Origin of the sequence: Saccharopolyspora montiporae, from assembly GCF_015209505.1 — a bacterium.
GTDB lineage: Bacteria > Actinomycetota > Actinomycetes > Mycobacteriales > Pseudonocardiaceae > Saccharopolyspora > Saccharopolyspora montiporae.
This window is the reverse complement of record NZ_JADEYC010000003.1, coordinates 1-24,200: the sequence shown is the minus strand read 5'-3', so window position 1 is coordinate 24,200 and position 24,200 is coordinate 1. Positions and strand designations below refer to the sequence as shown.

The following is a 24,200-nucleotide window of genomic DNA, read 5'->3' as shown; positions in this document are numbered from 1 at the left end:
GGTGTGCCACCATGGACGATGGATGTGCCCGACGGGCCCGCACTCGGAGCGCGGGGGCCGGCGGGAATAGACCGGGGCCGCGCGCGGGTTGTACCGCGCGCCGGAATCGGATGAGCGAGACCTCTAGGGAGAGTCCATGACCGCGCCGAACACCACGACCGAGAGCGAGGCGCCCGCCCACGGTGTCACGCTGACCGACTCGGCGGCTTCGAAGGCCAAGGCCCTGCTGGACCAGGAGGGTCGCGATGACATGCACCTGCGCATCGCCGTGCAGCCGGGTGGCTGCGCCGGCCTGCGCTACCAGCTGTTCTTCGACGAGCGCGCGCTCGACGGCGACGCGCGCCGTGATTTCGACGGCCTCGGCGTGGTCGTCGACCGGATGAGCGCTCCCTACGTGCAGGGCGCCGTCATCGACTTCGTGGACTCGATCGAGAAGCAGGGCTTCACGATCGACAACCCGAACGCGGGCGGGTCCTGCGCCTGCGGCGACTCCTTCCACTGACGCGGTCGCCGATCCGACCGACGGCCGGTGCCCGCGGGCACCGGCCGTTCTGCTGTCCGGGTGCGCTCCTGAGCACCGGTCACCCGGTCACGACGGTGACCACTTCGTCACCGAGTTCGACCTGGTCGCCGTCGGTGAGCTGCCTGCCCCGCCGGGATTCGACCTCGCCGTTGACCAGCACTTCGCCCTCGGCCAGCAGTTCCTTGGCCTCCGCGCCGTGCTCGGCCAGCCCGGCCAGCTTCAGCAGCTGGCCCAGTCGGATCGTCGCGTCCCGGATCTCCACATCGCGCATCCCGCCATTGTCCGCCCGCCGTCGCGGGCGGGTCGCGGGCCCGCACCGGCGGTACGCTCGGTGATCGGCAGGACACCCAGGGGTCAGGAGCGCAGCCGTGCCCGTCGCCGTCACCGGAAGCATCGCCACCGACCACCTGATGCACTTCCCAGGGCGGATCGGTGACCAACTGGTCGCCGAGAACCTCGCCCGCGTGTCGCTGAGCTTCCTGGTCGACGACCTGGTGGTGCGTCGCGGCGGGGTGGCCGCCAACATCGCGTTCGCGATGGCCCGGCTCGGTGCGCACCCGGTCCTGGTGGGCGCGGTCGGTGCCGATTTCGCCGACTACCGCGCCTGGCTGGAGCGCAGCGGTGTGGACTGCGCGGGCGTGCACGAGTCCGAGATGCGGCGCACGGCCCGGTTCGTGTGCACCACCGACGAAGACCTCAACCAGATCGCCTCGTTCTACACCGGGGCGATGGCCGAGGCGCGCAACATCGAGCTGGCCCCGGTGGTGCGTGCCACCGGCTGCGACCTGGTGCTGATCAGCCCGAACGACCCGCCGGCGATGCTGCGGCACGCCGCGGAGTGCCGGCAGCGCGGGTTCGGGTTCGCCGCCGACCCCTCCCAGCAGCTGGCCCGGCTGACCGGCGCGGAGATCCGCACTCTGGTCGACGGGGCCGAATACCTGTTCAGCAACGACTACGAGTGGGGACTGCTGCTGCACAAGACCGGCTGGACCGAGCAGGACGTGGCCCGGCGCGTCGGTACCCGGGTGACCACGTCGGGCGCGGAAGGGGCGCTGGTGGTCGAACCGGACGGGACGCGGCTGCGGGTTCCGGCGGTGCCCGCGCTGCGGGAACTCGACCCGACCGGCGTGGGGGACGGGTTCCGCGCCGGATTCCTCGCGGGGGTGCACGGCGGGCTGTCCAGCAGGCGCGCGGCCGAGCTGGGCGCGCTGGTGGCGGCGCACGTGCTGGAGGTGACCGGGACGCAGGAGTGGACCCTGGATCGCGACCGGGCGCTGGACCGGCTGCGGCGCGCCTGCGGTGCGGATTCGGCCGCCGAGATCGGGGCGCTGCTGCCGGAGCGCTGAACCCGCCCGGCGCTCAGGAGTCGAGTTCGGCCAGCGCCGCGGCCAGCGCGGAGATGTCGGCGGGGCCGACCCGGCAGCATCCGCCTATGAACCGGGCTCCTGCCGACCGCCACTGTGCGGCCTGCGACATCGACAATCTGCTCGGGCCGGCCCAGCGCCGCGTCGCCGGATCCCAGTCCTCGCCGCTGTTCGGGTAGGCGATCACCGGTTTGCCGGAGACTTCCCGGGCGGTCGTGACCGCCTCGGTGACTTCGTCCGGATCGGCGCAGTTGACTCCGACGGCCAGGACCGCGTCGTTGTCCCGGGCCAGTGCGAACGCCTCGTCCAACGGCTGCCCGGCCCGGGTGTGCCGGCCGGAAATCGTGTAGGACAGCCAGGCCGGGATCCCCACGCCCTCCAGCGCGTCCAGCATGGCCTCGGCCTCGGCCACGTCCGGCACCGTCTCCAGCGCGAACAGGTCGGGACCGGACGCGGCCAGCGCCTCCATCCGCGGGCGGTGGAAGTCGTGCAGCTGCTTGCGGGACAGCCCGTAGCGACCGTGGTATTCCGACCCGTCGGCCAGCACGGCGCCGTAGGGGCCGATCGACGCGGCGACCCAGCGGCGGTCGCCGGACTCGATGTCGGCCGCCAGCCGCGCGAGTTCCACGCTGCGGCGCATCAGGCGCTCCGCGTCGCCGCGCTCGATGCCGTGCGCGGCGAAACCTTCGAAGCTGGCCTGGTAGCTGGCCGTGGTCGCCACCGCGGCGCCGGCCCGGAAGAACGCGGCGTGCGCGGCCACGATCTCCTCGGGAGCGGTTTCGAGCAGGCGCGCGGACCAGAGCCGGTCGGTAAGCTCGTGCCCCTGCGCCTCAAGTTCGGTGGCCAGACCGCCGTCGAGCACGACCGGTCCGGTACCGAATGCGGTCCCGTCCACGTGGTCAGGGTAAGGGCACGGAGGTCCATCCGTCTCGTGCTGCGGGCCCACGATCACCCGGGGGCACGCACGCGGGTGGGGCGGCCGCGGCTGCGACCGCCCCGCCCGGGACGGTCAGAGGCGGACCGGGTACTGCGGTTCGGGGACCTGCGGGGTGATCCGGCCCTCGACGAAGATCGCGTGCCAGATCATGAACACCAGCAGCGCCCAGAGCCTGCGGCTGTGGTCGAGCACGCCGGAGCGGTGCTCCTCCAGCAGCTGCAGCACACCGGACCGGTCGAGCAGGTGGTCGGTCTGCGACTGCTGGATGATGTTGCGCGCCCAGTCGTGCATCTCGTCGCGCAGCCAGTGCTTGATCGGCACCGGGAAGCCGAGCTTGCGGCGGTTGATCACGTGTTCGGGAACGATCTGGTGCAGCGCCTGGCGCAGCGCGTACTTCGTCGTCTCCCGGGTGATCTTCTGGTCCTGCGGGACCGTGCTGGCCACCCGGAACACCTCGGGGTCCAGGAACGGCACCCGCAGTTCCAGCGAGTTGGCCATCGTGGTCTTGTCCGCCTTGACCAGGATGTCGCCGCGCAGCCAGGTGAACAGGTCGACGTGCTGCATGCGGGTCACCGGGTCCCAGCCCTGCGAGCGGCGGTACGCCTCGGCGGTGACGTCCTGGTGCGACACCCCGGGGTCGAACCCGCGCATCACGCTGTTGAGCTGGTCGTCCCGGAAGATCCGCGCGTTGCCGTAGTAGCGCTCCTCCAGGTTCAGCGCACCGCGCCGCAGCAGATCCTTGCCGCGCACGCCTTCCGGGATCGCGGTGGAGACCTTGCCCATGGCCTTGCGCACGGCGCCGGGGACCCGCTCGAAACCGGCCAGCGACAGCGGTTCCCGGTAGATCGAGTACCCGCCGAACAGCTCGTCGGCGCCCTCGCCGGACAGCACCACCTTCACGTGCTGGCGCGCTTCGCGGGCGATGAACCACAGCGGGACCAGCGCCGGGTCGGCCACCGGATCGTCGAGGTACCAGACGATCAGCGGCAGCGTCTCCATCATCTCCTCGGCGGAGACGGTGCGGACCACGTGCTTGACCCCGATCGCCGCGGCGGACTCGGCGGCCACGTCGACCTCGGAGTAGCCCTGCCGCTCGAACCCGGTCGTGAAGGTGATCAGGTTCGGGTTGTGCTCCTTGGCCAGCGCGGCGATCGCCGTGGAGTCGATGCCGCCGGACAGGAAGGCGCCCACCGTGACGTCCGCGCGCATGTGCTTGGCCACCGAGTCCCGCATGACGTCGGCGATCTCGTCCTGCAGCCGCTTGGCCTCGCCGTCGCTGCTGACCTGGCGGGCGGTGAACGTCGGGTGGAAGTAGCGCTCGGTGACGACCTCGCCGCCGGGGGAGACGGTGAACGAGGTGCCGGATTCGATCCGCCGCACGGCCCGGTGCAGCGATTCCGGCTCGGGCACGTACTGCAGCACCAGGTAGTGCTGGAACGCGCGGTGGTCGAGCTCGTCGTTCATGCGCAGCGTGCTGCCCAGGGCCAGCAGGCTCTTCTTCTCGCTGGCGAAGGCCACACCGCCGGGTCCGGTCGCGTAGAACAGCGGCTTGATACCGAACGGGTCGCGCGCGCCGAAGACGACCTTGCGCTCGCTGTCCCAGACCAGGAACGCGAACATGCCCCGCAGCCGGCCGACCATCGAGCTGCCGAGGTAGTGGTAGGCGGCGACGATCACTTCGGTGTCGCCATCCGTGGCGAAGGTCGCACCGAACTTCTCGATGAGCTCGGCGCGCAGTTCGAGGTAGTTGTAGATCTCGCCGTTGAACAGGACGGTGTAGCGCTCCGGCGATTCCGGCGGGCCCCAGTGCAACGGCTGGTGGGAGTGCTCCAAGTCGATGATCGACAGCCGGTTGAAGCCGAAGACCACCTCGCCGCCGTGCCAGGTGTCGCTCTCGTCGGGGCCGCGGTGCCGTTGGCACGGCAGCGCGTCGGCCACCGCGTTCACCGCGGATCCGGCGTCGTGTTCAGTGGGACTGATCAGTCCAAGTAGGCCGCACACGCGTCTCGTGCACCTCTCGATCGGCGGTGTCGTCTGGGTCGGTCCAGTATGCCCCGGCTCGCCGGTCGACGTGCACGCGCGGGTGGCGTGACCACCGTCGGGGAGAAGTTCGCCCGGATAGGCAGCCCCCGAAACAGTATCGTGGCTACACCTGGGCTAGGCTCTGCGCAGGATTCCGGCGGTAGATCCGGCGGCTCACCCGAACAGGGGTGGGTGATCGGGTCGGGGAAGCCGCAGCGGTGAGTTTTGCGCGAGGAGGCGTCGCGGAGTGGGCCTGAAGGAGGGGACCCGAGTGCCACGGCTGGTCAAGGTCGCTGGGCTGATCGGCCTGGTTGGTGTCGCGGCAACGGGCTGCACGACCGACGAGGTCCTGCGGTTCGGCTGGCCGGAAGGTGTCACCCCGCAGGCCGAATCAATGCGGCAGCTGTGGACTTGGTCGGTGATCGCGGCACTCGCGGTCGGTGTGCTCGTGTGGGGGCTGATCTTCTGGTCGGTCGCCTTCCACCGGAAGAAGAGCGAGGAGCTGCCGCGTCAGTTCCAATACAACGTCCCGCTCGAACTCGTCTACACGGCGATCCCGTTCGTGCTGGTGGTCGTGCTGTTCTACTTCACTGCGGTGAGCCAGAACTACGTGCTCGCCAAGTCGGAGGAACCCGACGAGACGGTGAACGTGGTGTCCTTCCAGTGGAACTGGGAGTTCAACTACCCCGATTACCGCACCCCGGACGGGGAACCGGTCCGCACGGTCGGTACCAGCAACGAGGTGCCGCTGCTGGTCCTGCCGGTGGGCGAGACGGTGCAGTACAACCTGAGCTCCACCGACGTGATCCACTCGTTCTTCGTCCCCGAGTTCCACTTCAAGCGGGACACCTTCCCGCACCCGGACAAGAACAACCAGGACAACGTCTTCGAGAACGTCATCGATCGCGAGGGCTCGTTCATCGGTCGCTGCGCCGAGCTGTGCGGCACCTACCACGCGATGATGAACTTCGAAGTTCGGGCGCTCTCGCCGGACAAGTTCGATCAGTACATGCAGCTGCGCACGCAGATCAACCCGCGGACCGGCGAGCCCAACAACGCTGCCGAAGCGCTCAGCGCGATGGACTGCGGTGAGCTGTGCAGCCCCACGGCGGTGACCAGCGAGCAGTTCAGCACCGAACGCACCGGCGGCGTTCCGTCGTGAACCAGCGGGGCAACGAGTAGTGGTGCCCTCGACGGGGCGCAGGGCGTGAGAGCGAGGACTCCATGAAGGTCGAAGCGAAGATCTTCAACTACATCACCATCTTCTTCTTCCTATCCGCGGTCGTGTACGGGCTTTGGGCGCGGGAACCGGTCGGCACGGTGGCGTTGACCCTGGTCGGGGGGCTGTCGCTGCTGATCGGCACGTACTTCCAGTTCGTCGCGCGGCGGATCGAGGAGCGCCCGGAGGACAACCCGGACGCCGAGGTCAGCGACGGTGCCGGCGAGCTCGGTTTCTTCAGCCCGGGCAGCTACTGGCCGGTCGGTGTGGCCGCGGCGTGCGCGTTCGCCGGTGTGTCCCTGGCCTTCTTCCACGTGTGGATGATCGTCATCGCGACCGCGCTCGTGCTGATCACCGTGGCGGGCCTGGTCTTCGAGTACCACACCGGTCCGAGCCAGCACTGAGAACCGCGCATCGAACAGGCCCCGGGTCCGAGCTTTCCAGCCGGACCCGGGGCCTGTTTCGCTTCTCCGGTGCGGCGCCGACCCGAAGCCGCCGGTTGCCGGGTATTTTCACCGTTCGCGCAGGATCGACCAGGAGGTTCCCGTGATCACCGCCATCGTGCTGATCAAGACCGCAGCCGACCGGCTCACCGAGGCCGCGCAGGAGATCGCCGATCTGGACGGCGTCGACGAGGTGTACTCGTGCGCCGGGGACGTCGACCTGATCGCCCTGCTGCGCGTCTCGCGGCACGACGAGCTGGCCGACATCGTTCCCGCCCGCATCAACAAGGTGGACGGCGTCCTGGACACCGACACGCACATCGCGTTCCGCTCGTACTCCCGCAAGGACACCGAAGCCACCTTCTCGCTCGGTCTCGACGAGGGGTGAGCCCGCCGGCTCAGCGGGGTGCGTTGCCCGGCAGGAGGTCGCGTCCCCACACGAGGTTGATCACCCCGCCGGCCGAGCCGTACCAGGCGACCAGCGCGGTGAGCAGACCGGCCCAGCCGCCCGCCATGGTGAGCGCTCCGGCCCCGCTGGCCGAGGCCGCGCCGAGCAGCACGAGGGTGATGGTCAGCAGGACGAACACCCCGAGCACGACCGGAGTGGTGCGCACCGCGGCCACCGTCATGTACGCGCTGAAGATCGCCCAGGCGAACAGGAACAGCGAGGTTGCGGCGTCCGCCCCGGCGCCGAGCGCTTCGACGAAGAACTGCGCGTAGGTGGCGTAGGACAGCCAGAACGCACCGAAAGAGGTGAACGCCAGCCCGCCGAACGTGTTACCCACGCGGAACGCCCACATCCCGGCGAGCACTTGGGACAGTCCACCGTAGAACAGGGCCAGCGGGAGCACGACCGTCTGCAGCTCGATGTTCATCAGGCCCGCGTTGAACACGCTCAGCACGAACGTGGTCATGGCGAACGCCCCCATGCCGAGCGGAGCGGGATCCCCGAATGCCGGTGCGGAGGCCGGTTCGGCGGGCGCGCCGTTGCCAGGTCCGTCCAGGTCGGAATCTCTCGACACCGTGGTCATGTCTCCTCCTCGGTCCTCGGTCGTCTTGCGACGACTTTCCATCCGGGAGGGCTCGCCCGCACATCGAGCGCGCGGCGGGGCGGCGCGGCAGCGCGCGCCGGGAGTCCGTCAGGTGTGCGCGGCGCGCAGCTGGGCCGACCGCGCGGCCCACCGCTGCAGCAGGTCGGCGGCCGCACCGGAATCGACCGTGCGGGCGACGCGCTCCAACGCGGAGTCCAGTTGGGCGCGCAGGTCCTCACCGGGTCCTTCGTGCGCGACCACGGCGCCGGCTGCGTTGAGCAGGACCGCGTCCCGCACCGGCCCGTGCCGGCCGGCCAGCAGCCGGTGCACCGCCTCGGCGTTGACCGCGGCGTCCCCACCGCGCAGGTCCTCGGCCGTGCTGCGCGGCACGCCGTGGTCGGCCAGCCGGATCCGGTCGCCGCGGACCTGCCCGTCGTGCACCGCCCACACCGCCGTGTCGCCGACGGTGGTGATCTCGTCCATCCCGTCGTCGCCGCGCACGATCAGGGCCGAACCGCCCCGGGCGGCGAAGACCTCGGCCATCACCGGGGCCATCCGCTCGTCCGCGCACCCGATGAGCCCCGCGGACGGCCGGGCGGGGTTGGTGAGCGGGCCCAGCACATTGAACGCCGTGGGGATGCCGATCTCGCGGCGCGGGGCCGCTGCGTGCTTCATCGCGGGGTGGAAGGTCGGCGCGAAGCAGAACCCGATGTCCAGTTCGGACACGCAGCGCTCGACGTGCTCCGGAGGCAGGTCGATGGCCACGCCGAGGTATTCGAGCACGTCAGCCGTGCCGCACTTGGACGAGGCCGCGCGGTTGCCGTGCTTGACCACGGCCACCCCGGATGCCGCCAGCACGACCGATGCCATCGTGGAGATGTTCACGCTGCCGGTGCGGTCGCCACCGGTGCCGACGATGTCCACCGCGGGGCGGTCGATGTCCAGCGGCACGGCATGCGCCAGCATCGCGTCGGCCATCCCGCGGATCTCTTCGGGCGTCTCGCCCTTGGCCCGCAGCGCGACGACGAAGGCCGCGACGCGGGCCGGGGTCGCCTCCCCGGCCATGATGAGGTCCATCGCCCAGGCGGTGTCCTCGGCGGACAGGTCGTTGCCCGCCACCAGGCTGCCCAGTAGTCCGGCCCAGCTTCCCGCCACGGTCTCCACGATCTTTCGCTCCGTCCACTGCGCGCGGCTCGTCGGTGCGGCGCGCGTTCGTCCGCGGCCCGCCGTCGGCGAGCCGCACCCGGCACTGCCCTGCTACGCCGGGATCGCGGGCCTGCCGGCCCGGAGCACCTCGGCGACCGTCTCCGCCGCGGTCAGCGGGTCCAGCGGATGCACCAGCACCGCCTCGGCCTGCGACCACGTCGCGAGCCATCGGTCGTCCTTGCGGCGGACGGTCACCACGATGGGTGGGCAGTCGGCCAGCTCGTCCTTCACTTGGCGGCACACGCCCATCCCGCCGGTGGGTTGCGCTTCGCCGTCCAGGATCGCCAGGTCCACCCGGCCGGCGTCGAGATCGGTGAGCACGTCGGCGACGTTGTCGGCCTCGGTGTAGTGCACCCGGCCGAGGTCGGGCGCGGGACGCCTGCCGATCGCTGTGATGATCGCCTCACGGACCTCGGGGCGGTGACTGAACACCAGGACGTTCGTGGCCGGTGTGCTCATTCCAGGCTCCTCGCTGGTCGGCGCGGACGGCGGGTGGACGCCGGATGACCCCGCATGCTATCCGGCCCGAGGGGGTGAACAGTAGCGGCCCGCCCGATTCGCCCCCGTTTCCGCGGTCGGCGGTCCGGTCGGTGGTCGGTCAGCCCGGCGGGCTCTGCAGGGCGTCCCAACCGAAGACCTGCCCGTCGCGGCGCTGCGCCAGTCCGGCCATCCGGGACGCTTCCTGTGAGCAATGCAACGCATCGAGTTTCTGAACACGGTGCGCGATCAGCGCGGTCAGCTCCGGGCGCGCGTGCTCGCTGCCGCGGCCGCCGGGCTCCACGTGCCATCCGTCCTCGGCGAGCACGTCGCGCGCGGGCTCGACGGCTGCCGGCGGCAGCGCGAGGTGCTGGCGCAACACCGCAGGTTGATCCGGTCGCCACGTACCGCTGCGGTCCAGGGCGGCCGATGCGGCCTCCGCCTCGTCGAAAGCGGTCACCACCACCTCCAGATCCGGGTCGTTCGCGCTGATCAGCGGTTCGTTCGGTCGGGCGCGGCCGATCACTCGGGAAAGCCATCGCGACGCAAAACTTCTCACCCTGCGTTACCTCCAGATCGCGATCTGATCACCTCCGGGCTGACCTCCGGACCCGAGGGCGCGAGCGGAAAACTCGCAAGACATAATGCGTCGCGTGACAACGGCAGCGCCCTCAATCAGTCAACGCGTGCACTCGCTGAACCGGCCCAACATGGTCAGCGTGGGCACCATCGTTTGGTTGGCCAGCGAGCTGATGTTCTTCGCTGGGCTCTTCGCCATGTTCTTCACGGTGAAGGCACAGAACGAGGGCGAGTGGCCCCCACCGCCCACGCATCTGAACCTCCCGTACGCACTCCCGTTCACGGTCATCCTGGTGGCGTCCTCGTTCGCCTGCCAGTGGGGCGTGTTCGCGGCCGAGCGCGGAGATGTCTACGGCTTGCGCCGGTGGTACATCGTCACCCTGATCATGGGAACGATCTTCGTCGCGGGTCAGGCCGGGGAGTACGTCGAGCTGATCACCAGCGGCACCACCATCGCCTCGTCGGCCTACGGCACGGTCTTCTTCATGACGACGGGCTTCCACGGGCTGCACGTCATCGGCGGGTTGATCGCCTTCATCTTCCTGATCATCCGGACGAAGCTCAGCAAGTTCACGCCATCGCAGGCCATCGCAGCAATCGTGGTGTCCTACTACTGGCACTTCGTGGACATCGTGTGGATCGGCTTGTTCGCCGTGATCTACCTCATCCCATGATCGGCTTCGGTAGCCGAGGTCGTACCCGAACATCCCGAACCGGACAGCAAGGGTTGCCGCACTCATGACCACCAACAAGAAACGGAACCGCGCGGGCTCGAAGCTTCGGCGGCGGCTCTCCGGTGCATTGGCGCTGGGCGTCGCGCTGGTGGGGGCCGGTGCGCTCTACACCGCGCTGACCCCAGAGCCGCAGACCGCGCACGCCAGTGCGGACCCGGCTCTGGTGAGGCAGGGCGAACAGCTCTACAACAACGCCTGCATCTCGTGCCACGGCTCGAACCTGCAGGGCGTCGACGACCGCGGGCCGAGCCTGGTGGGTGTCGGCGAGGCGTCCACGCACTTCCAGGTCTCCTCCGGCCGCATGCCGATGGTGCGGCAGGAGGCCCAGGCGTCGCGCAAGCCGCCGAAGTTCGACGCGGAGCAGACCGACGCGCTCGCCGCCTACGTGGCGACCTACGGCGGCGGGCCGGAGTCGCCGGAGCAGTCCGGTCAGGCACTGCGCGGTGAGGACCCGGCCCGGGGCGGCGAGCTCTACCGGCTCAACTGCGCGTCCTGCCACAACTTCACCGGCCGCGGCATCGCGATGTCCTCCGGCAAGTACGCGCCGGAACTCGACGAGGCTTCCGAGCAGCAGATCTACGAGGCCATGCAGACCGGCCCGCAGAACATGCCGAAGTTCTCCGACCGGCAGCTGACCCCGGAGGAGAAGCAGGACATCGTCGCGTACGTCAAGTCGGTCACCGATGGCAACAACAACCCGGGCGGCAACAACCTCGGCGGCTACGGACCGGGTCCGGAGACGGTCATCGTGTGGGTCGTCGGGCTCGGCGCGCTGATCGGCCTCACCCTGTGGATCGGAGCCAGGGCATGAGTGAGCAGAACAACGAGAACCACGAGCCGCGCCGCGAGTACACCGAGGCCGAACTCGCGGAGATGAGCCGCGACGAGAAGATGCGGCTGGGGTTGGCCCTGGACGACGTCGAGCTGGCCGAGTACCACGACCGCTGGCCGGTCGAGGGCACCCGCGCCGAACGCCGGGCCGAGCGGGCGGTGGCCGCCTGGTTCGCGCTGGCCGGCCTGTCGGCGCTGGCGTTCATCGCGGTGTTCCTCTTCTGGCCCTGGGAGTACCAGTCGCCGGACGACGAGCAGGCGCACTTCATCTACTCGCTGTACAACCCGCTGATCGGCTTCTTCCTGGGGCTGTCGATCCTCGCGGTCGGTGTCGGCGTGGTGCTGTACCAGAAGAAGTTCATCCCGGAGGAAGTCGCCGTCCAGCAGCGGCACGACGGGCACGGGTCGGACGAGGTGGACCGGCAGACCACCGCGGCGCTGCTGGCCGACGCCGGTTCGCGCAGCGGGATCGCCCGCCGGTCGATGATCAAGCGCACGGCCGGCTTCGGCGTGGGCGCTTTCGGTGCCGGTGCGGGCGTGTACGCGCTCGGCGGTCTGGTGCGCGACCCGTGGGGCGAAGAGGGCCAGGAGTCGCTGCTGCACACCGGGTGGGCGCCGGAGCAAGGCGAGAAGACCTACCTGCGCCGGGACACCGGCGACGCGCACGACGTCTCGCTGGTGCGTCCCGAGGACATCGACGCGGGTGGTTTCGAGACCGTGTTCCCGTTCCGGGAGTCCATGCGCCACGACGAGGAAGAGCTGATCAGCTCGATGCGCAAGGGCGACGCCCCGGTCATGCTGATCCGGTTGCGGCCGGATGCCATGCCGGTCAAGCGCAAGGGCCAGGAGGACTTCAACTACGGCGACTTCTACGCCTACTCGAAGATCTGCACCCACCTGGGCTGCCCGACCTCGTTGTTCGAGCAGCAGACGGGTCGGCTGCTGTGCCCCTGCCACCAGTCGCAGTTCGACGTGATCAACACGTACGCCAAGCCCGTGTTCGGTCCGGCCACGCGCGCGCTGCCCCAGCTGCCGATCACGGTGGACGAGGACGGCTACTTCGTGGCGACACGCGACTTCATCGAGCCCGTCGGACCGGCGTACTGGGAGCGTAGGTCATGAGTTCAATCACAACTCCCACGAAGGGAGAAAGCGCCCTGTACACCAGGGCCGCGACCGCGGCCGACGAACTCGACTCGCGGTACCGGATGGCCCCGGGCATCCGGCGGCAGCTGAACAAGGTCTTCCCGACGCACTGGTCCTTCCTGCTCGGCGAGATCGCGCTGTACACGTTCATCCTGCTGCTGGTCACCGGGACCTACCTGGCGTTCTTCTTCGACCCGTCGATGACCGAGGTCGAGTACCAGGGCGCTTACGAGAACCTCCGCGGTGTGGAGATGTCCCGGGCCTTCGAGAGCGCGCTGGACATCTCGTTCGAAGTCCGCGGCGGCATGTTCGCCCGTCAGCTGCACCACTGGGCGGCCCTGCTGTTCATGGCGGCGATGGTCGCCCACATGTTCCGGATCTTCTTCACCGGTGCGTTCCGGCGCCCGCGGGAGACGAACTGGACGATCGGCATCGGGCTGTTCGTGCTCGGCATGTTCGAGGGCTTCACCGGCTACTCGCTGCCGGACGACCTGCTGTCCGGCACCGGTGTCCGGATCGCCTCCGGCATCGCGATGTCCATCCCCGTGGTGGGCACCTGGGTCCACTGGATCCTGTTCGGTGCCGAATTCCCCGGTACCGACCTGATCCCGCGGTTCTACATGTTCCACGTGTTCCTGCTGCCGGGGCTGATCCTCGGCTTGGTGGCGGTGCACCTGGCACTGGTCTGGTACCAGAAGCACACCCAGTTCCCGGGCGTGCGGCGCAAGGAGACCAACGTCGTCGGTGTGCGCATCATGCCGGTGTTCGCGGTCAAGGCCGGCGGTTTCTTCGCGATGGTCACCGGCGTGTGCGCGATCATGGCCGGCGTCTTCCAGATCAACCCGATCTGGAACCTCGGGCCCTACATCGCTTCGCAGGTCTCCGCGGCCTCGCAGCCGGACTGGTACATGATCTGGACGGACGGTTCCAGCCGGTTGTGGCCGGCGTGGGAGGTCTACCTCGGGCCGTTCACCATCCCGGCCGTGTTCTTCCCGACGGTCTTGTTCATGGGCATGATCTTCACGGTCGCGGCCATGTATCCGATGATCGAGCGGAAGCTGTCCAAGGACGATGCGCACCACAACCTGCTGCAGCGGCCGCGGGACGTTCCGGTGCGCACCTCGCTCGGGGTCATGGCGATCACCTTCTTCATGATCCTGATGATCTCGGGTGTCAACGACATCGTCGCGTTCCAGTTCGACATCTCGTTGAACGCGATGACCTGGGGTGGCCGGATCGGGCTGCTGCTGCTGCCGCCGATCGCCTACTACTTCACCTACCGGCTCTGCCTGGGCTTGCAGCACAGCGACCGGGAGGTGCTGGACCACGGTGTGGAGACCGGCATCATCAAGCGGCTGCCGCACGGCGAGTTCATCGAGGTGCACCAGCCGCTCGGCCCGGTCGACGACCACGGCCACCCGGAGGAGCTGCCCTACCAGGGTGCTCCGGTGCCGAAGAAGATGAACAAGCTCGGCGCGGCGGGCCAGCCGGTTCCAGGCAGCCTGCTCACCCCGGACCCGCCGGAGGAGACCGCTGCGCTCGAACGGGCCCGCCACGAGCAGGCCGAGCACGGCGAGCAGGACGAACGGGCCGAGCTCAGCGGGAAGGACTCCGACCGGGAGTGAACCCGCTGGCCGCAGGCTGTTGAAACCGGGCCCCGAGCATCCGCGCGATGCCGGGGCCCGGTTTTCGCGCGTGTGCGGAATCGCCGCCGTGCCCGGTGCGCCCTACGGTGGTGGCCATGACGACGATCGCAGATCCGCAGGTCCGCGAATTCCTCGAAGCAGGCACCCGCACCGGGACGGTGGCCTACACCGGAACCGACGGCCGCCCGTTGGCCGCCCCGGTGTGGTTCGTGCTGGACGGCGACGAGCTCGTGTTCAACACGGGCGAGGACACCGCGAAGGGCCGTTCCCTCGCGCGTGATCCGCGGATCTCGGTAGCCGTGGACCTGCCCGAACCGCCTTACGCCTTCGTCCAGGTGCAGGGTTCGGTGCGCATGTCGGCGGATCCGGACGAGCTGCTGCGCACCGCGACCAGGATCGCCGAGCGGTACATGGGCCGGGATCGGGCCGAGGAATTCGGGCGCCGCAACGGGGTTCCGGGCGAGCTGGTGGTGCGGCTGCGCCCGTCGAAGGTGCTCGCCGCGTTCGACATGGTGGCCTGAGGGCTCAGTCGGCTGCGGCGTACGGGCTGCGCGCGCCGGTGGCCCGCTCCAGCCACGGAAGCCAGGATCCCGCCGCTCCCGCCGGTTCTGACCACGGGTCGTCGCAGCGCACGATCCTGCTGCCGCCGGTGGTGAGCCACCGGTACACGGCCTGGGCCTCGTCGGCCGTCGTCCCGTGCAGCGGATCGCCTGCGGCGGGGAGCACGGTCTCGGCGGATTCCCGCAGCGCGCCCACCACGGGCATCGGCGGGCGCCCGGCGGCAGCGGTGCCCGCCGCGGCGAGCTTGCCGTGTCGCACCACCGCGAGGTGCCAGCCACCGGCGCCGTCCGGGCGGGCGGCCACCAGTTCCGGCACCGCGGTCAGCGCGCGGAGCCGGTGTGCGCGGTCCAGCGAGCGCACCAGCGCGGCTAGGCGGTCCCGTTGCGCGGCGGCGTCCTCGAAGCGCTGTTCCGACGCCATCCGGGTCAGGTCGTCGTCGAGCCGCTGCAGCAGCGCGTCCGAACGTCCGCGCACGACCTCGCGCAGCGGGAGCAGCGTGCCCGCGTAGTCCTCGGTGCCCTGCAGTCCTGCGCAGGGCGCGGCGCACCTGCCCAGTTCGTGCAGCGCGCAGGGGCGTCCGCTCGGGTTCGCGGCCGGGATGCGCTCGGTGCAGCGGCGCACCGGGGATCCGGCGTGCAGGGTGTCCACCGCGTCGGCGGCCGCGCGGCGCGAGCTGAACGGGCCGAACGCGTCAGCGCGCGGAGTGCGCACCACCGATAGCCGGGGGAATGGTTCATCGGTGAGCGCCACCCACCAGGTGCGCCGCGGGAACTTGGCGCGGCGGTTGTAGCGGGGTTGGTGCGCGTCGAGCAGCCGGAGCTCGCGGACGTGCGCCTCCAGCGGATGCGCGCAGCGCACGTGGTCGACCCGGTCGGCGAGGGCGACCATCTCCTTGATCCGGCTGCGCCGCTCGCCCGCGGTGAAGTACTGGCGCACCCGCCTGCGCAGATCCGTCGCCGTGCCGACGTAGAGCACTTCGTCGCCGGGACCGCGGAACAGGTACACGCCGGGCGCGTTGGGCAGCTCGTCGGCCAGGTGCCGCTTTCCCCGCTGTTGCGGGGTGACGTCCGGCAGGTGGCCGAGCAGGTCCTCCAGGGTGCGCACGCCGAGCGGCCCGAGCCGTTCCAGCAGCGCGTGCAGCACGTCGCCGGTCGCGCGGGCGTCGTCCAGCGCGCGGTGCACTGGCTCGGTGCGCGCGTGCAGTACCCGGGCCAGCGTGCCGAGCTTGTGGTTCGGTGTCTCGTCCTTGGTGAGCACCCGGCGGGAGAGCCGAACGGTGTCCACAACGCGGGGTTTCGGCCAGTCCAGGCCCGATTGGGCGCAGCCGGCGCGCAGGAAACCGGTGTCGAAGCTCGCGTTGTGCGCGACGAGCACGGTTCCCCGGCAGAACTCCAGGAAGGCCGGTAGCACGGTGTCCAGGCTCGGTGCACCGGTGACCATCGCCTCGGTGATGCCGGTGATGGACACGACCGCGGGCGGGATCGGGCAGCCGGGGTCGACGAGCGTGCCGAACTCGCCGAGGATCTCGCCGCCGCGCATCTTCACCGCGCCGATCTCGGTGATCCGGTCCTGCTCGCGGTCGCCGCCGGTGGTCTCCAGGTCGACCACGACGAAGGTGACCTCGTGCAGCGGGATGTCTTCGTCGGTGGCGATCGCGTCGAAGGAGAGCTGGGGGTGCGACATCGGCGGTGACGCTACGGCGGTCCCCTGACAGCCGGCGGCCCGGCACACGCGCGCTTCGCCGGGTGGGCGACCGCTCCGGCGGTGACGGATTAGCCTGTGGGGGTGGTACCACCGACACCGGAGCGGGACGATTCCGCGCACCCCGACGAGTCCGCTGTGGACGGTGTCCGGCGGACCGGTCCGGGACGTGCGGACTGGGCGCAGCTGCCCGCGCCGATCCGCACCCGGTTGGCCGAGCTGGCCGCTGCGGCGCTCGGTGACATGCGCGCCGGTGACGTGCCGGTATCGCTGCGCCCGGTGGTGCGCTTCGCACCGACCAAGCGCGCGAAGCTGGGGATGTCCGCGTTGCTCGGCGCGCTGCGCGATTCCGGTGTGTTCCGCGCTGCGGTGGCGGAGTGGTGCCGCAAGCACCGCCCCGAGGCCTTGGCCCTGGACGATCCGGACGCCGTGGTCGTGGCCGCGGCCGCGCTGCTGCTGGAGTCGCCGGTCGCCGCGCACTACACCGAGCTGATCGGCCACCGCTCCGAGCAGGGCGGTCTGCGGGGTGAGCGGGATTCGGCGGTGGCCCGGGCCGAGCGCCTCGCCGCTGAGACCGAGCGGCTGCGCGCGGAGCTGGCGCGCGAGCGGGAGGCGCTCGACCGCGCCGGGGAGGGCGACCGCGCCGAGGCCGACCGGTTGCGCAAGCGGTTGCGCGACCAGGGCGTGCGGCTCAAGGAGGCCAAAGACGCGGCGGCGCGGGCCGCGGACGAGGCGCAGCAGGCGCGCACCGACGCGGACGCGCGGATCGCGGAGATGGCCGCCGAGCGGGACCGGGACAAGCAGCGCGCCGACGAGCAGCAGCGCCGGGCCGAGCGCGCCGGGGCCGAGGTCGAGGTCGCGCGGCAGTCGGCGCGGGAGGCCAGGCAGGGCGACGAGGTCCGGTTGGCGCTGTTGCTGGAGACGGTGGAAGGCGCGGTCGGCGGGTTGCGGCGCGAACTGGCCGCGGGCGGCGCGGGACCGCGCCCGGGCGATGTGGTGCAGCGGGTGCGGGCGGACTCCGGGACGACCGGTGAAGTGCCGGATGCCGCCGCGCTGGACAGGTTGCTGGCCTTGCCCGCGGTGCACCTCATCGTCGACGGCTACAACGTCACCAAGAGCGGTTATCCGGAGCTGCCGCTGGCCGACCAGCGCGAGCGGTTGGCGCACCAGATGGCGGCGCTGGCGGCGCGCACCGGCGCGGAGGTGACGGTCGTCTTCGACGGGGCCGACGTGCTCGCGGTGCCGTCCGCGGGCCCGCGCGGGGTGCGGGTGCTGTTCAGCGAGCCGGGTGTGCAGGCGGACGACGTCATCCGCGACCTGGTGTCGGCGGAGCCGCCCGGTCGGCAGCTGGTGGTGGTGACCTCGGACCGGGCGGTGGCGACCTCGGTGCGGCACCGGGGGGCCTACGCGGTGCCCTCTCCGGTGCTGCTGGAGCGGATGGCTCGGGTCTGACCGCCGCGGGAACGTGGCCGATTCATCCCGGTGGCCGATCTCATAACCGGTAACCCGGGTGCGCTGCGTCTCCGCCCGGGTGGCGTTCGGGCCTCGCTGAAACGGACGTGCCAGGACCGCTCTCCGATCACGGTGAGCGCACGACTCTCCTCCGTGAGAGACCTCCGGCCGCTGCGGAGGAAAAACCGACCCCCGCTTCTGGACGCATCGGCTCACCTTTCGTAATCTGGCTCGGACTTCGCGGTGATCAGCCGCCTGAACCGGGCGGCCCGCGGGGCACCGCTGGATCGGCTTGTCGGGGAGCCGCGCCGGAGCGAGCGGAGCGCTCGGTCCCGGTGAGCGGTCGGAGAAGCAGAAGGAGCAGTGCGCGACGTGGCGTCGCACGACCTCAAGCGTTCTCTGCGTGGAGCCATGGCCGCTACGGCGGTCGCCGCCGTCGTCGGCGTCACCTCCGGACAGGCTTTCGCAGACCCACCCCTTCCCGACAACGCCTCGGACGCGGCTCAGCAGGTGCGCGACCTCTCGCATCGGGCGGAGCAGCTCACCGAGGAGAAGAAGAAGGCCGAGGAAGACCACCAGGCCAAGCGCGAGGAGCTCGACCGGGCCACCGCGAAGGCCGTCCAGTCCGAGCAGGTGGCCGAGCAGGCGCGCACCGAGGAGGATCGGTTCCGCGGCCGCGTCGACCAGCTCACCACCGCTTCGTACCAGGGCGCGCGGCTGAACAAGCTCTCGGCGCTGCTGGTCAGCGAGCAGCCGCAGGAGTACCTCGACCGCGCGGCGGCGCTGGACGTGCTCTCCCGGGACAACAACGAGGCGATCACCAGCCTGGCCAATGCCACCAACCAGGCCGAGTCCTCCGAGAAGCAGGCCAAGGAGGCGCGGGCGCAAGCGGCCCGTGCCGAGGCCGATTCGGCGCGCATCGCCGGCGAGCTGAAGGACAAGACCGCGGCGATGGACCAGCAGATCGCCCAGGTCGAGCAGCGCTACGAGGAGCTCAGCGCCGATGAGCAGGACTCGCTGGTCAGCGACGGTTCCACCGATGTGGGCACCATCGCCGGCGCGGGTGCTGCCGTGGAGGCGGTCAACGCGGCGCTGAGCGTGCAGGGCGCACCGTACGTCTGGGGCGCCAAGGGCCCGAGCGAGTTCGACTGCTCCGGGCTCATGTACTGGGCCTACGAGCAGGCCGGTGTCAGCATCGGCGGTTCGACGAAGTCCCAGGTGACCGAGGGTGAGAGCGTGTCGGCCAGCGAGCTCAAGCCGGGCGACATGATCTTCTACTACAGCCCGGTCAGCCACGTGTCGATGTACGTGGGCGACGGCAAGGCCGTGCACGCCCCGACCTCCGGTGACGTCGTCAAGGTCACCGACTACGACAGCATCGGCGACGTGACCGACATCCGGCGGGTCGCGGGCTGATCCGGCGACCGGTGCCGTCCGGTACCGGTCGATCGCACGCCCGAGCGGGGGCGGCACCATCGTGTGCCGTCCCCGCTCGCGTGCGCGCGGTGCCCGCCGCACCGGGTGATGTCCAGCCGGTGCGCGCTGCGGTGCCGCCCTACGATTCCCCGCGTGCCGGGTTCCAGGGGGTTCCGCGGGTGGCTCGCCGCGGCCGCCGCTGCGGCGGTGCTGGTCGGGCTGGCGGTCGTGTCGCTGCCCGAGCAGCGCTCGTCCGAGCGGGTTCAGCAGGCGGTGGGGCCCGCCGGGAATGCTGCGGCGCCCGAATCGCGGGAAGCCGCGGTGCGGGCGGTGTTGGACCAGCGCGCGCAGGCGGTGCGCCAGCGTGACGAGGCCGCGTTCCTCGCCTCGGTGGATCCCGCCGCGCCCGCCGAGTTCCGCGAGGGGCAGCGGCGGCTGTACCGCAACCTCGCGATGGTGCCGTTCGCCGCCTGGGACTACCGGGTCGACGGCCGCTCGGTGGTGGACGTGCCGGAGACGGCCGGGGCGGCGGAGACCTGGTCGCCGCGGGTGTCGCTGCGCTACGCGCTGCACGGGGTGGACAGCGCGCCGACCACTCGCGGGCTCGGCTACGTGTTCGTGCGGCGCGGGGCGGACTGGTACCTGGCGGCCGATGAGGTGCCGGACGAGCCGGCCCGCCGGACCTGGCGCGGGCCGTGGGACTTCTCGGAGCTGCACCCGGTCGCCACCCGCAGCGGTCTGGTCATCGGGCACCGGGAGAACCGGGCGCAGACGGAGCGGGTCGCCGCGCACCTGGACGAGGCGGTCGCCGAGGTGAACCGGGTCTGGGGCGTGCGGTGGCCGCAGCGGGTCGGGGTGCTGCTGCCGGAGTCGCCGCAGGAGCTCAGCGAGCTGGTCGGGCCGGAGTTCTCGGTGGACGGGATCGCGGCGGTGGCCATCGCCGACCGGGTCGACCACGCGCAGCGCCGAGTGGAGGGGCAGCGCGTGGTGCTCAATCCGCGCACGGCGCAACGTCTTTCGGAGAGCTCGCTGCGCTCGGTGCTGGTCCACGAGGTCACGCACATCGCGGCGCGACCGGACACCGTGGACGGATCCCCGATGTGGCTGCTGGAGGGGTTCGCCGACTACGTGGGCTATCGGGACAATCCCGGTTCCGGGGCGCACCTGGCGCCGGACCTCGCCCGCCAGGTCCGCATCTCGGGCCCGCCGGGCGCCCTGCCGGACGACGGCGATTTCCACAGCGCCGGGCGGAATCTGGACCTCGCCTACCAGCAGTCCTGGTCGTTCGTGGACTACCTCGCGCAGCGCTTCGGCCCGGAGCGGGTGGTGCAGCTCTACCGCCGGATCGCCGCGACCGGCGATGCCGACGAGGTCGAAACCGCGCTGCGCGAGGTGCTCGGCACCGACCGGGGCCGGCTGCTCGCGGACTGGGGTGCTGCGCTGGAACGGGAGTTCGGCTGATCCGCTCCGTCCCGGCGGGCGCCGAGCCCGCCGGGACGGGCGCATCAGGAGTAGATGGCCTCGATCTCTGCCGAGTGGTTCTCCGCGACCTTGTTCCGCTTGAGCTTCATGCTCGGGGTCATCTCCCCGGTGGCCTCGGTGAAGTCCTCGGGCAGGATGCGGAACTGCTTGATCCGCTCGGCCTTGGACACCGCCTCGTTGGCGTCGTCGACGGCGGCCTGCACCTCGGCGCGCAGCTCGGGATCGTCGACCAGCGCCGCCGCCGTGGTGTTCTGGTCGCGGCCCTTGTTGGCCAGCCAGGACGGGAGGAACTCCGGGTCGAGGGTGACCAGGGCGCCGATGAACGGCTTCTGGTCGCCGACGACCATGCACTGGCTGATCAGCGGGTGCGAGCGCAGGCTGTCCTCCAGTACCGCCGGGGCGACGTTCTTGCCGCCCGCGGTCACGATGATCTCCTTCTTGCGGCCGGTGATCCGCAGGAAGCCCTCGTCGTCCAGCGAGCCGAGGTCGCCGGTGTGGAACCAGCCGTCCTCCAGCGACGTGGCGGTGGCGTCGTCGTTGTTCCAGTACCGGTTGAACACGACATCGCCCTTGACCAGCACCTCGTTGTCGTCGGCGATGCGGACGGTGGTGCCGGCCAGCGGTTTGCCGACGGTGCCGATCTTGAAGCCGTCCTGCACGTTCACCGCGGCGGCGGCGGTGGTCTCGGTCAGCCCGTAGCCCTCCAGGACCGGGACGCCGACGCCGCGGAAGAAGTGCGCCAGCCGCTCGCCCAGCGGTGCACCGCCGGAGACGGCCGCGATGCAGCGGCCGCCGAGCGCGGAACGCAGCTTGTGGTAGACGAGCTTGTCGAACACCGCGTGTTTGACCTTCAGGCCCAGCCCGGGACCGCCTTCGTCCTGCGCCTTGCTGTAGGCCACGGCGGTGTCCTCGGCCTTGTCGAAGATCACCTTGGTCTTGCTGTCCGCGTGCGCCTTCTGCTTGGCCGTGTTGTAGACCTTCTCGAACACGCGCGGCACCGCGAGCACGAACGTCGGGCGGAACGAACCCAGGTCCTCGACCAGGTCCTTGATGTCGCTGGTGTGGCCCAGGGTGACCCGCGCGTACACCGACATCACCGCGATGGCCCGGGCCAGCACGTGTGCCATGGGCAGGAACATCAGCATCGAGTTGCCCTGCTGGGTCAGCTGCGGGAAAGCCTCGATGTCCGCGCGTACCTCGGCGAGCACGTTGCGGTGCGTGAGCACGCAGCCCTTCGGTCGCCCGGTGGTGCCCGAGGTGTAGATCAGGGTCGCCAGGTCGTCGGCCCCGACCCCGCGGCGCCGCTCGTGCGCCTCGTGGTCCTCCACGCCCGCGCCGAGTCCGGTGAGCTCGTCGACGGCGCCCTTCTCGCCCTCGGGCGCGTCGATCTGCCAGACGTTGCCCAGTTCGTCGAGCCGGTCGCGGACCTTGTCCACTTCGGCGCGGTTGGCATCGCTCTCCACGATGACGGCCTTGGCCCCGGAATCGCCGAGGATCCACTCGGCCTGATCGGCGGAGGAGGTCTCGTACACCGGCACCGTCGCGCATCCGGCCGTCCAGATGGCGAAGTCGAACAGGCTCCACTCGTAGCGCGTCCGGGACATCAGCCCGACCCGGTCGCCGGGCTGCAACCCGGCCGCGATGAGCCCCTTGGCCACCCCGAGTACCTGCGCGGCGAATTCCGCGGCGGTCACGTCCACCCAGGTGCCCTCGACGCGGCGCCGGAAGCTCACTGTGCTTCCGAACCTCTCCGCGTTGGCCCACACCATGTCGGTGAGGTTCTCGTCCTCGGCCACCGCCGTGGTGGCGGGTGCGCTGAACTCTCGCACGTTCGAAACCTCCGAAAACACGCCGTTGAGTGGGCCATAACGTAACGCTGATAGTTACCGAGCGGTAGTCCCTGTCGGCCCGCCGCAATCGTCTTGAGCCTAATTCTCCTCCTGCTAGTGCCTGTGCGGGCCGTCCCGTGCGTCACATCCGCCCCGCGGCCAGCGCACACCGCGGCGTCCGACGGGCGGTGCGTTCCGGCGTCCACGTGGCATTAGGTTCGAGGATGGGAAGAATTCGCACAGCGGTTGGGAGTCGGTTTGCGCGTCCACGTCGTCTCGGACGTCCACGGCAACGTCGAGGACCTCAAGCGGGCCGGTGACGGGGCCGACGCGCTCGTGGTGCTCGGCGACCTCGTCGACTTCGTCGATTATCACGACCACGGGCGCGGCATCCTCGGGCGGATCTTCGGGCCGGAGAAGGTGGCCCGGTTCGCCGAACTGCGGCGCGGGCAGCGCGGACCCGAGTTCGGCGCCTACGCGCGGTCGCTGTGGGAGAGCCTGTCCGATCCGGCGAAGGTGGTCGACGACGCGGTGCGCGAGCAGTACGCGGAGCTGTTCGGCGCGCTGACCGCCCCGACCTACGCGACCCCGGGCAACGTCGACGCGCCGCACCTGTGGCCGGAGTTCGCCCGCGCGGGCATCCACATCCTCGACGGGGACAGCGCCGAGATCGGCGGGCTGCGGTTCGGCTTCCTCGGCGGAACGCTGCTGCCGCCCGGCGCGACCCTGCGCAAGCACGCTGCCTGGGTGCCCTACCTGCGCCAGGAGGAGCGGTACGACGAGGCGCTGGCCGCGCTGCCGCCGCTGGACGTGCTGTGCACGCACCTGCCGCCCGCGGTGCCCGAGCTGACCTACGACGTCGTGGCGCGCCGTTCCGAGTACGGCTCGGCGGGCGCGCTGCAGCGGATCCGCACCGATCGGCCCCGGTGGTCGCTGTTCGGGCACGTGCACCAGCCGCTGTCCCAGCGGGTGCGCGTCGGCGGCACCGAATGCGTCAACGTCGGGCATTTCCAACGCACCGGGCGCCCGTACGCGATCAGCTGGTGAGCGCCGTTCTTCGTGCCGCGGCTCCTGCGCCCACCTGGGCGAGGGGAAGCGGTAACCTGCCGCACATGGTCGATCAGTCCACCCAGTCCATCGTGATCGAGGCCCCCGCGGAGCGGATCATGTCCGTGATCGCCGACTTCTCCGCCTATCCGGAGTGGGCGGACGCGGTGAAGGAGACGGAGGTGCTGGAGCACACCGACTCCGGTGCGGCCGAAAAGGTGCGCTTCGTGCTGGATGCCGGTGTGGTCAAGGACACCTACACCAACGTCTACGACTGGGCCGGTGACGGTCTGTCGGTGAGCTGGTCGCTCGTGGAAGGGCAGGTGCAGAAGGCGCAGGAGGGCAGCTACCGCCTGCAGCCGTTGTCCGACGAGCGCACCGAGGTCACCTACAGCCTCGCGGTCGACCTGGCCATCCCGATGATCGGGATGTTCAAGCGCAAGGCGGAGAAGATGATCATGGACACGGCGCTCAAGGAGCTCAAGCGCCAGGTCGAAGGCAACCGCTAGCCGAACGGAGCCCGTTGCGCATTCTGCTGTTCACCGGAAAGGGAG

24 protein-coding genes are annotated in these 24,200 nt (G+C 70.5%); 15 read left to right on the top strand and 9 right to left on the bottom strand.

Annotation, left to right across the window (positions count from 1 at the left end; all coding sequences use genetic code 11):
* The first annotated feature begins 136 nt into the window (after nt 1–136).
* Nucleotides 137–502: a HesB/IscA family protein gene (locus tag IQ251_RS01760; protein ID WP_193926624.1), complete on the top strand. Its 366-nt coding sequence runs from the start codon at nt 137–139 to the stop codon at nt 500–502.
* A gap of 79 nt (nt 503–581) precedes the next feature.
* On the opposite strand, the gene IQ251_RS01755 is transcribed toward IQ251_RS01760, so the two are convergent.
* Nucleotides 582–794: an RNA-binding S4 domain-containing protein gene (locus IQ251_RS01755; RefSeq protein ID WP_193926623.1), complete on the bottom strand. Its 213-nt coding sequence runs from the start codon at nt 792–794 to the stop codon at nt 582–584.
* 139 nt (nt 795–933) lie between these two features.
* On the opposite strand from IQ251_RS01755, the gene IQ251_RS01750 reads away from it, so the two are divergent.
* Nucleotides 934–1,869: a carbohydrate kinase family protein gene (locus IQ251_RS01750; RefSeq protein ID WP_193926655.1), complete on the top strand. Its 936-nt coding sequence runs from the start codon at nt 934–936 to the stop codon at nt 1,867–1,869.
* 13 nt (nt 1,870–1,882) lie between these two features.
* Here IQ251_RS01750 and mmuM read toward each other — a convergent pair whose 3' ends face one another.
* Nucleotides 1,883–2,782: a homocysteine S-methyltransferase gene (gene mmuM / locus IQ251_RS01745; RefSeq protein WP_193926622.1), complete on the bottom strand. Its 900-nt coding sequence runs from the start codon at nt 2,780–2,782 to the stop codon at nt 1,883–1,885.
* A 114-nt stretch (nt 2,783–2,896) separates the two neighbouring features.
* Nucleotides 2,897–4,825 carry an asparagine synthase (glutamine-hydrolyzing) gene (gene asnB / locus IQ251_RS01740; protein ID WP_193926621.1) on the bottom strand — a complete coding sequence of 643 codons (1,929 nt, stop codon included), beginning with the start codon at nt 4,823–4,825 and terminating at the stop codon, nt 2,897–2,899.
* Nucleotides 4,826–5,093: 268 nt separating this feature from the next.
* On the opposite strand from asnB, the gene ctaC reads away from it, so the two are divergent.
* The 3 genes from ctaC (at nt 5,094) to IQ251_RS01725 (ending at nt 6,896) form a co-directional block, all read left to right on the top strand.
* The gene (gene ctaC / locus IQ251_RS01735; RefSeq protein ID WP_193926620.1) at nt 5,094–6,008 is read left to right on the top strand and encodes an aa3-type cytochrome oxidase subunit II; all 915 of its coding nucleotides are present in this window, start codon (nt 5,094–5,096) and stop codon (nt 6,006–6,008) included.
* Between the two features lie 62 nt (nt 6,009–6,070).
* Nucleotides 6,071–6,469 (top strand): cytochrome c oxidase subunit 4, encoded by a 399-nt coding sequence (locus IQ251_RS01730; RefSeq protein WP_193926619.1) that lies wholly within the window; start codon nt 6,071–6,073, stop codon nt 6,467–6,469.
* A gap of 142 nt (nt 6,470–6,611) precedes the next feature.
* A complete protein-coding gene (locus IQ251_RS01725; RefSeq protein WP_193926618.1) occupies nt 6,612–6,896 on the top strand; it encodes an Lrp/AsnC family transcriptional regulator in 285 nt (94 codons plus the stop codon).
* 10 nt (nt 6,897–6,906) lie between these two features.
* Here IQ251_RS01725 and IQ251_RS01720 read toward each other — a convergent pair whose 3' ends face one another.
* The 4 genes from IQ251_RS01720 to IQ251_RS01705 form a co-directional block, all read right to left on the bottom strand.
* Complete coding sequence (locus IQ251_RS01720) at nt 6,907–7,539, bottom strand: acetate uptake transporter (protein WP_193926617.1); 633 nt, start codon at nt 7,537–7,539, stop codon at nt 6,907–6,909.
* A 108-nt stretch (nt 7,540–7,647) separates the two neighbouring features.
* Complete coding sequence (trpD, locus tag IQ251_RS01715; protein ID WP_193926616.1) at nt 7,648–8,703, bottom strand: anthranilate phosphoribosyltransferase; 1,056 nt, start codon at nt 8,701–8,703, stop codon at nt 7,648–7,650.
* A gap of 93 nt (nt 8,704–8,796) precedes the next feature.
* Nucleotides 8,797–9,204 (bottom strand): response regulator, encoded by a 408-nt coding sequence (locus IQ251_RS01710; protein ID WP_193926615.1) that lies wholly within the window; start codon nt 9,202–9,204, stop codon nt 8,797–8,799.
* A 139-nt stretch (nt 9,205–9,343) separates the two neighbouring features.
* Complete coding sequence (locus IQ251_RS01705; RefSeq protein WP_370591142.1) at nt 9,344–9,748, bottom strand: hypothetical protein; 405 nt, start codon at nt 9,746–9,748, stop codon at nt 9,344–9,346.
* Nucleotides 9,749–9,866: 118 nt separating this feature from the next.
* On the opposite strand from IQ251_RS01705, the gene ctaE reads away from it, so the two are divergent.
* The 5 genes from ctaE (at nt 9,867) to IQ251_RS01680 (ending at nt 14,679) form a co-directional block, all read left to right on the top strand.
* Complete coding sequence (gene ctaE / locus IQ251_RS01700; protein ID WP_193926614.1) at nt 9,867–10,475, top strand: aa3-type cytochrome oxidase subunit III; 609 nt, start codon at nt 9,867–9,869, stop codon at nt 10,473–10,475.
* Between the two features lie 64 nt (nt 10,476–10,539).
* The gene (gene qcrC / locus IQ251_RS01695; RefSeq protein WP_193926613.1) at nt 10,540–11,346 is read left to right on the top strand and encodes a cytochrome bc1 complex diheme cytochrome c subunit; all 807 of its coding nucleotides are present in this window, start codon (nt 10,540–10,542) and stop codon (nt 11,344–11,346) included.
* Nucleotides 11,343–12,488 carry a cytochrome bc1 complex Rieske iron-sulfur subunit gene (gene qcrA, locus IQ251_RS01690; protein WP_193926612.1) on the top strand — a complete coding sequence of 382 codons (1,146 nt, stop codon included), beginning with the start codon at nt 11,343–11,345 and terminating at the stop codon, nt 12,486–12,488. Before qcrC ends, qcrA begins: the two co-directional genes overlap by 4 nt.
* The gene (qcrB, locus tag IQ251_RS01685) at nt 12,485–14,137 is read left to right on the top strand and encodes a cytochrome bc1 complex cytochrome b subunit (RefSeq protein ID WP_193926611.1); all 1,653 of its coding nucleotides are present in this window, start codon (nt 12,485–12,487) and stop codon (nt 14,135–14,137) included. The genes qcrA and qcrB overlap by 4 nt, the downstream gene beginning before the upstream one ends.
* 116 nt (nt 14,138–14,253) lie before the next feature.
* Nucleotides 14,254–14,679, top strand: a complete 426-nt coding sequence (locus IQ251_RS01680; RefSeq protein WP_193926610.1) for a PPOX class F420-dependent oxidoreductase — start codon at nt 14,254–14,256, stop codon at nt 14,677–14,679.
* A gap of 4 nt (nt 14,680–14,683) precedes the next feature.
* On the opposite strand, the gene IQ251_RS01675 is transcribed toward IQ251_RS01680, so the two are convergent.
* The gene (locus IQ251_RS01675; RefSeq protein ID WP_193926609.1) at nt 14,684–16,402 is read right to left on the bottom strand and encodes a DEDD exonuclease domain-containing protein; all 1,719 of its coding nucleotides are present in this window, start codon (nt 16,400–16,402) and stop codon (nt 14,684–14,686) included.
* Nucleotides 16,403–16,504: 102 nt separating this feature from the next.
* On the opposite strand from IQ251_RS01675, the gene IQ251_RS01670 reads away from it, so the two are divergent.
* The 3 genes from IQ251_RS01670 (at nt 16,505) to IQ251_RS01660 (ending at nt 20,749) form a co-directional block, all read left to right on the top strand.
* Nucleotides 16,505–17,872, top strand: coding sequence for an NYN domain-containing protein (locus IQ251_RS01670; protein WP_370591141.1), 1,368 nt, complete (start codon nt 16,505–16,507; stop codon nt 17,870–17,872).
* A gap of 411 nt (nt 17,873–18,283) precedes the next feature.
* Complete coding sequence (locus IQ251_RS01665; protein WP_193926608.1) at nt 18,284–19,288, top strand: C40 family peptidase; 1,005 nt, start codon at nt 18,284–18,286, stop codon at nt 19,286–19,288.
* 153 nt (nt 19,289–19,441) lie between these two features.
* Entirely contained in the window at nt 19,442–20,749 is a 1,308-nt protein-coding gene (locus IQ251_RS01660) for a peptidase MA family metallohydrolase (RefSeq protein WP_370591140.1), read from the top strand.
* A gap of 44 nt (nt 20,750–20,793) precedes the next feature.
* Here IQ251_RS01660 and IQ251_RS01655 read toward each other — a convergent pair whose 3' ends face one another.
* Nucleotides 20,794–22,599, bottom strand: a complete 1,806-nt coding sequence (locus IQ251_RS01655) for an AMP-dependent synthetase/ligase (protein ID WP_193926606.1) — start codon at nt 22,597–22,599, stop codon at nt 20,794–20,796.
* Between the two features lie 258 nt (nt 22,600–22,857).
* On the opposite strand from IQ251_RS01655, the gene IQ251_RS01650 reads away from it, so the two are divergent.
* Together IQ251_RS01650 and IQ251_RS01645 are read left to right on the top strand one after the other, a co-directional pair.
* Nucleotides 22,858–23,646, top strand: coding sequence for a metallophosphoesterase family protein (locus IQ251_RS01650; protein ID WP_193926605.1), 789 nt, complete (start codon nt 22,858–22,860; stop codon nt 23,644–23,646).
* 65 nt (nt 23,647–23,711) lie between these two features.
* Nucleotides 23,712–24,155: an SRPBCC family protein gene (locus tag IQ251_RS01645; protein ID WP_193926604.1), complete on the top strand. Its 444-nt coding sequence runs from the start codon at nt 23,712–23,714 to the stop codon at nt 24,153–24,155.
* Nucleotides 24,156–24,200 lie beyond the last annotated feature (45 nt).

Excerpts from the sequence above, each read along its gene's own strand:
- IQ251_RS01760 (WP_193926624.1), top strand. The coding sequence starts at position 137 with ATGACCGCGCCGAACACCACGACCGAGAGCGAGGCGCCCGCCCACGGT.
- IQ251_RS01755 (WP_193926623.1), bottom strand. The coding sequence starts at position 794 with ATGCGCGATGTGGAGATCCGGGACGCGACGATCCGACTGGGCCAGCTG.
- IQ251_RS01750 (WP_193926655.1), top strand. The coding sequence starts at position 934 with ATGCACTTCCCAGGGCGGATCGGTGACCAACTGGTCGCCGAGAACCTC.
- IQ251_RS01730 (WP_193926619.1), top strand. The coding sequence starts at position 6,071 with ATGAAGGTCGAAGCGAAGATCTTCAACTACATCACCATCTTCTTCTTC.
- IQ251_RS01720 (WP_193926617.1), bottom strand. The coding sequence starts at position 7,539 with ATGACCACGGTGTCGAGAGATTCCGACCTGGACGGACCTGGCAACGGC.
- IQ251_RS01710 (WP_193926615.1), bottom strand. The coding sequence starts at position 9,204 with ATGAGCACACCGGCCACGAACGTCCTGGTGTTCAGTCACCGCCCCGAG.
- ctaE (WP_193926614.1), top strand. The coding sequence starts at position 9,867 with ATGCGTCGCGTGACAACGGCAGCGCCCTCAATCAGTCAACGCGTGCAC.
- qcrC (WP_193926613.1), top strand. The coding sequence starts at position 10,540 with ATGACCACCAACAAGAAACGGAACCGCGCGGGCTCGAAGCTTCGGCGG.
- qcrA (WP_193926612.1), top strand. The coding sequence starts at position 11,343 with ATGAGTGAGCAGAACAACGAGAACCACGAGCCGCGCCGCGAGTACACC.
- qcrB (WP_193926611.1), top strand. The coding sequence starts at position 12,485 with ATGAGTTCAATCACAACTCCCACGAAGGGAGAAAGCGCCCTGTACACC.
- IQ251_RS01680 (WP_193926610.1), top strand. The coding sequence starts at position 14,254 with ATGACGACGATCGCAGATCCGCAGGTCCGCGAATTCCTCGAAGCAGGC.
- IQ251_RS01675 (WP_193926609.1), bottom strand. The coding sequence starts at position 16,402 with ATGTCGCACCCCCAGCTCTCCTTCGACGCGATCGCCACCGACGAAGAC.
- IQ251_RS01665 (WP_193926608.1), top strand. The coding sequence starts at position 18,284 with ATGGCCGCTACGGCGGTCGCCGCCGTCGTCGGCGTCACCTCCGGACAG.
- IQ251_RS01645 (WP_193926604.1), top strand. The coding sequence starts at position 23,712 with ATGGTCGATCAGTCCACCCAGTCCATCGTGATCGAGGCCCCCGCGGAG.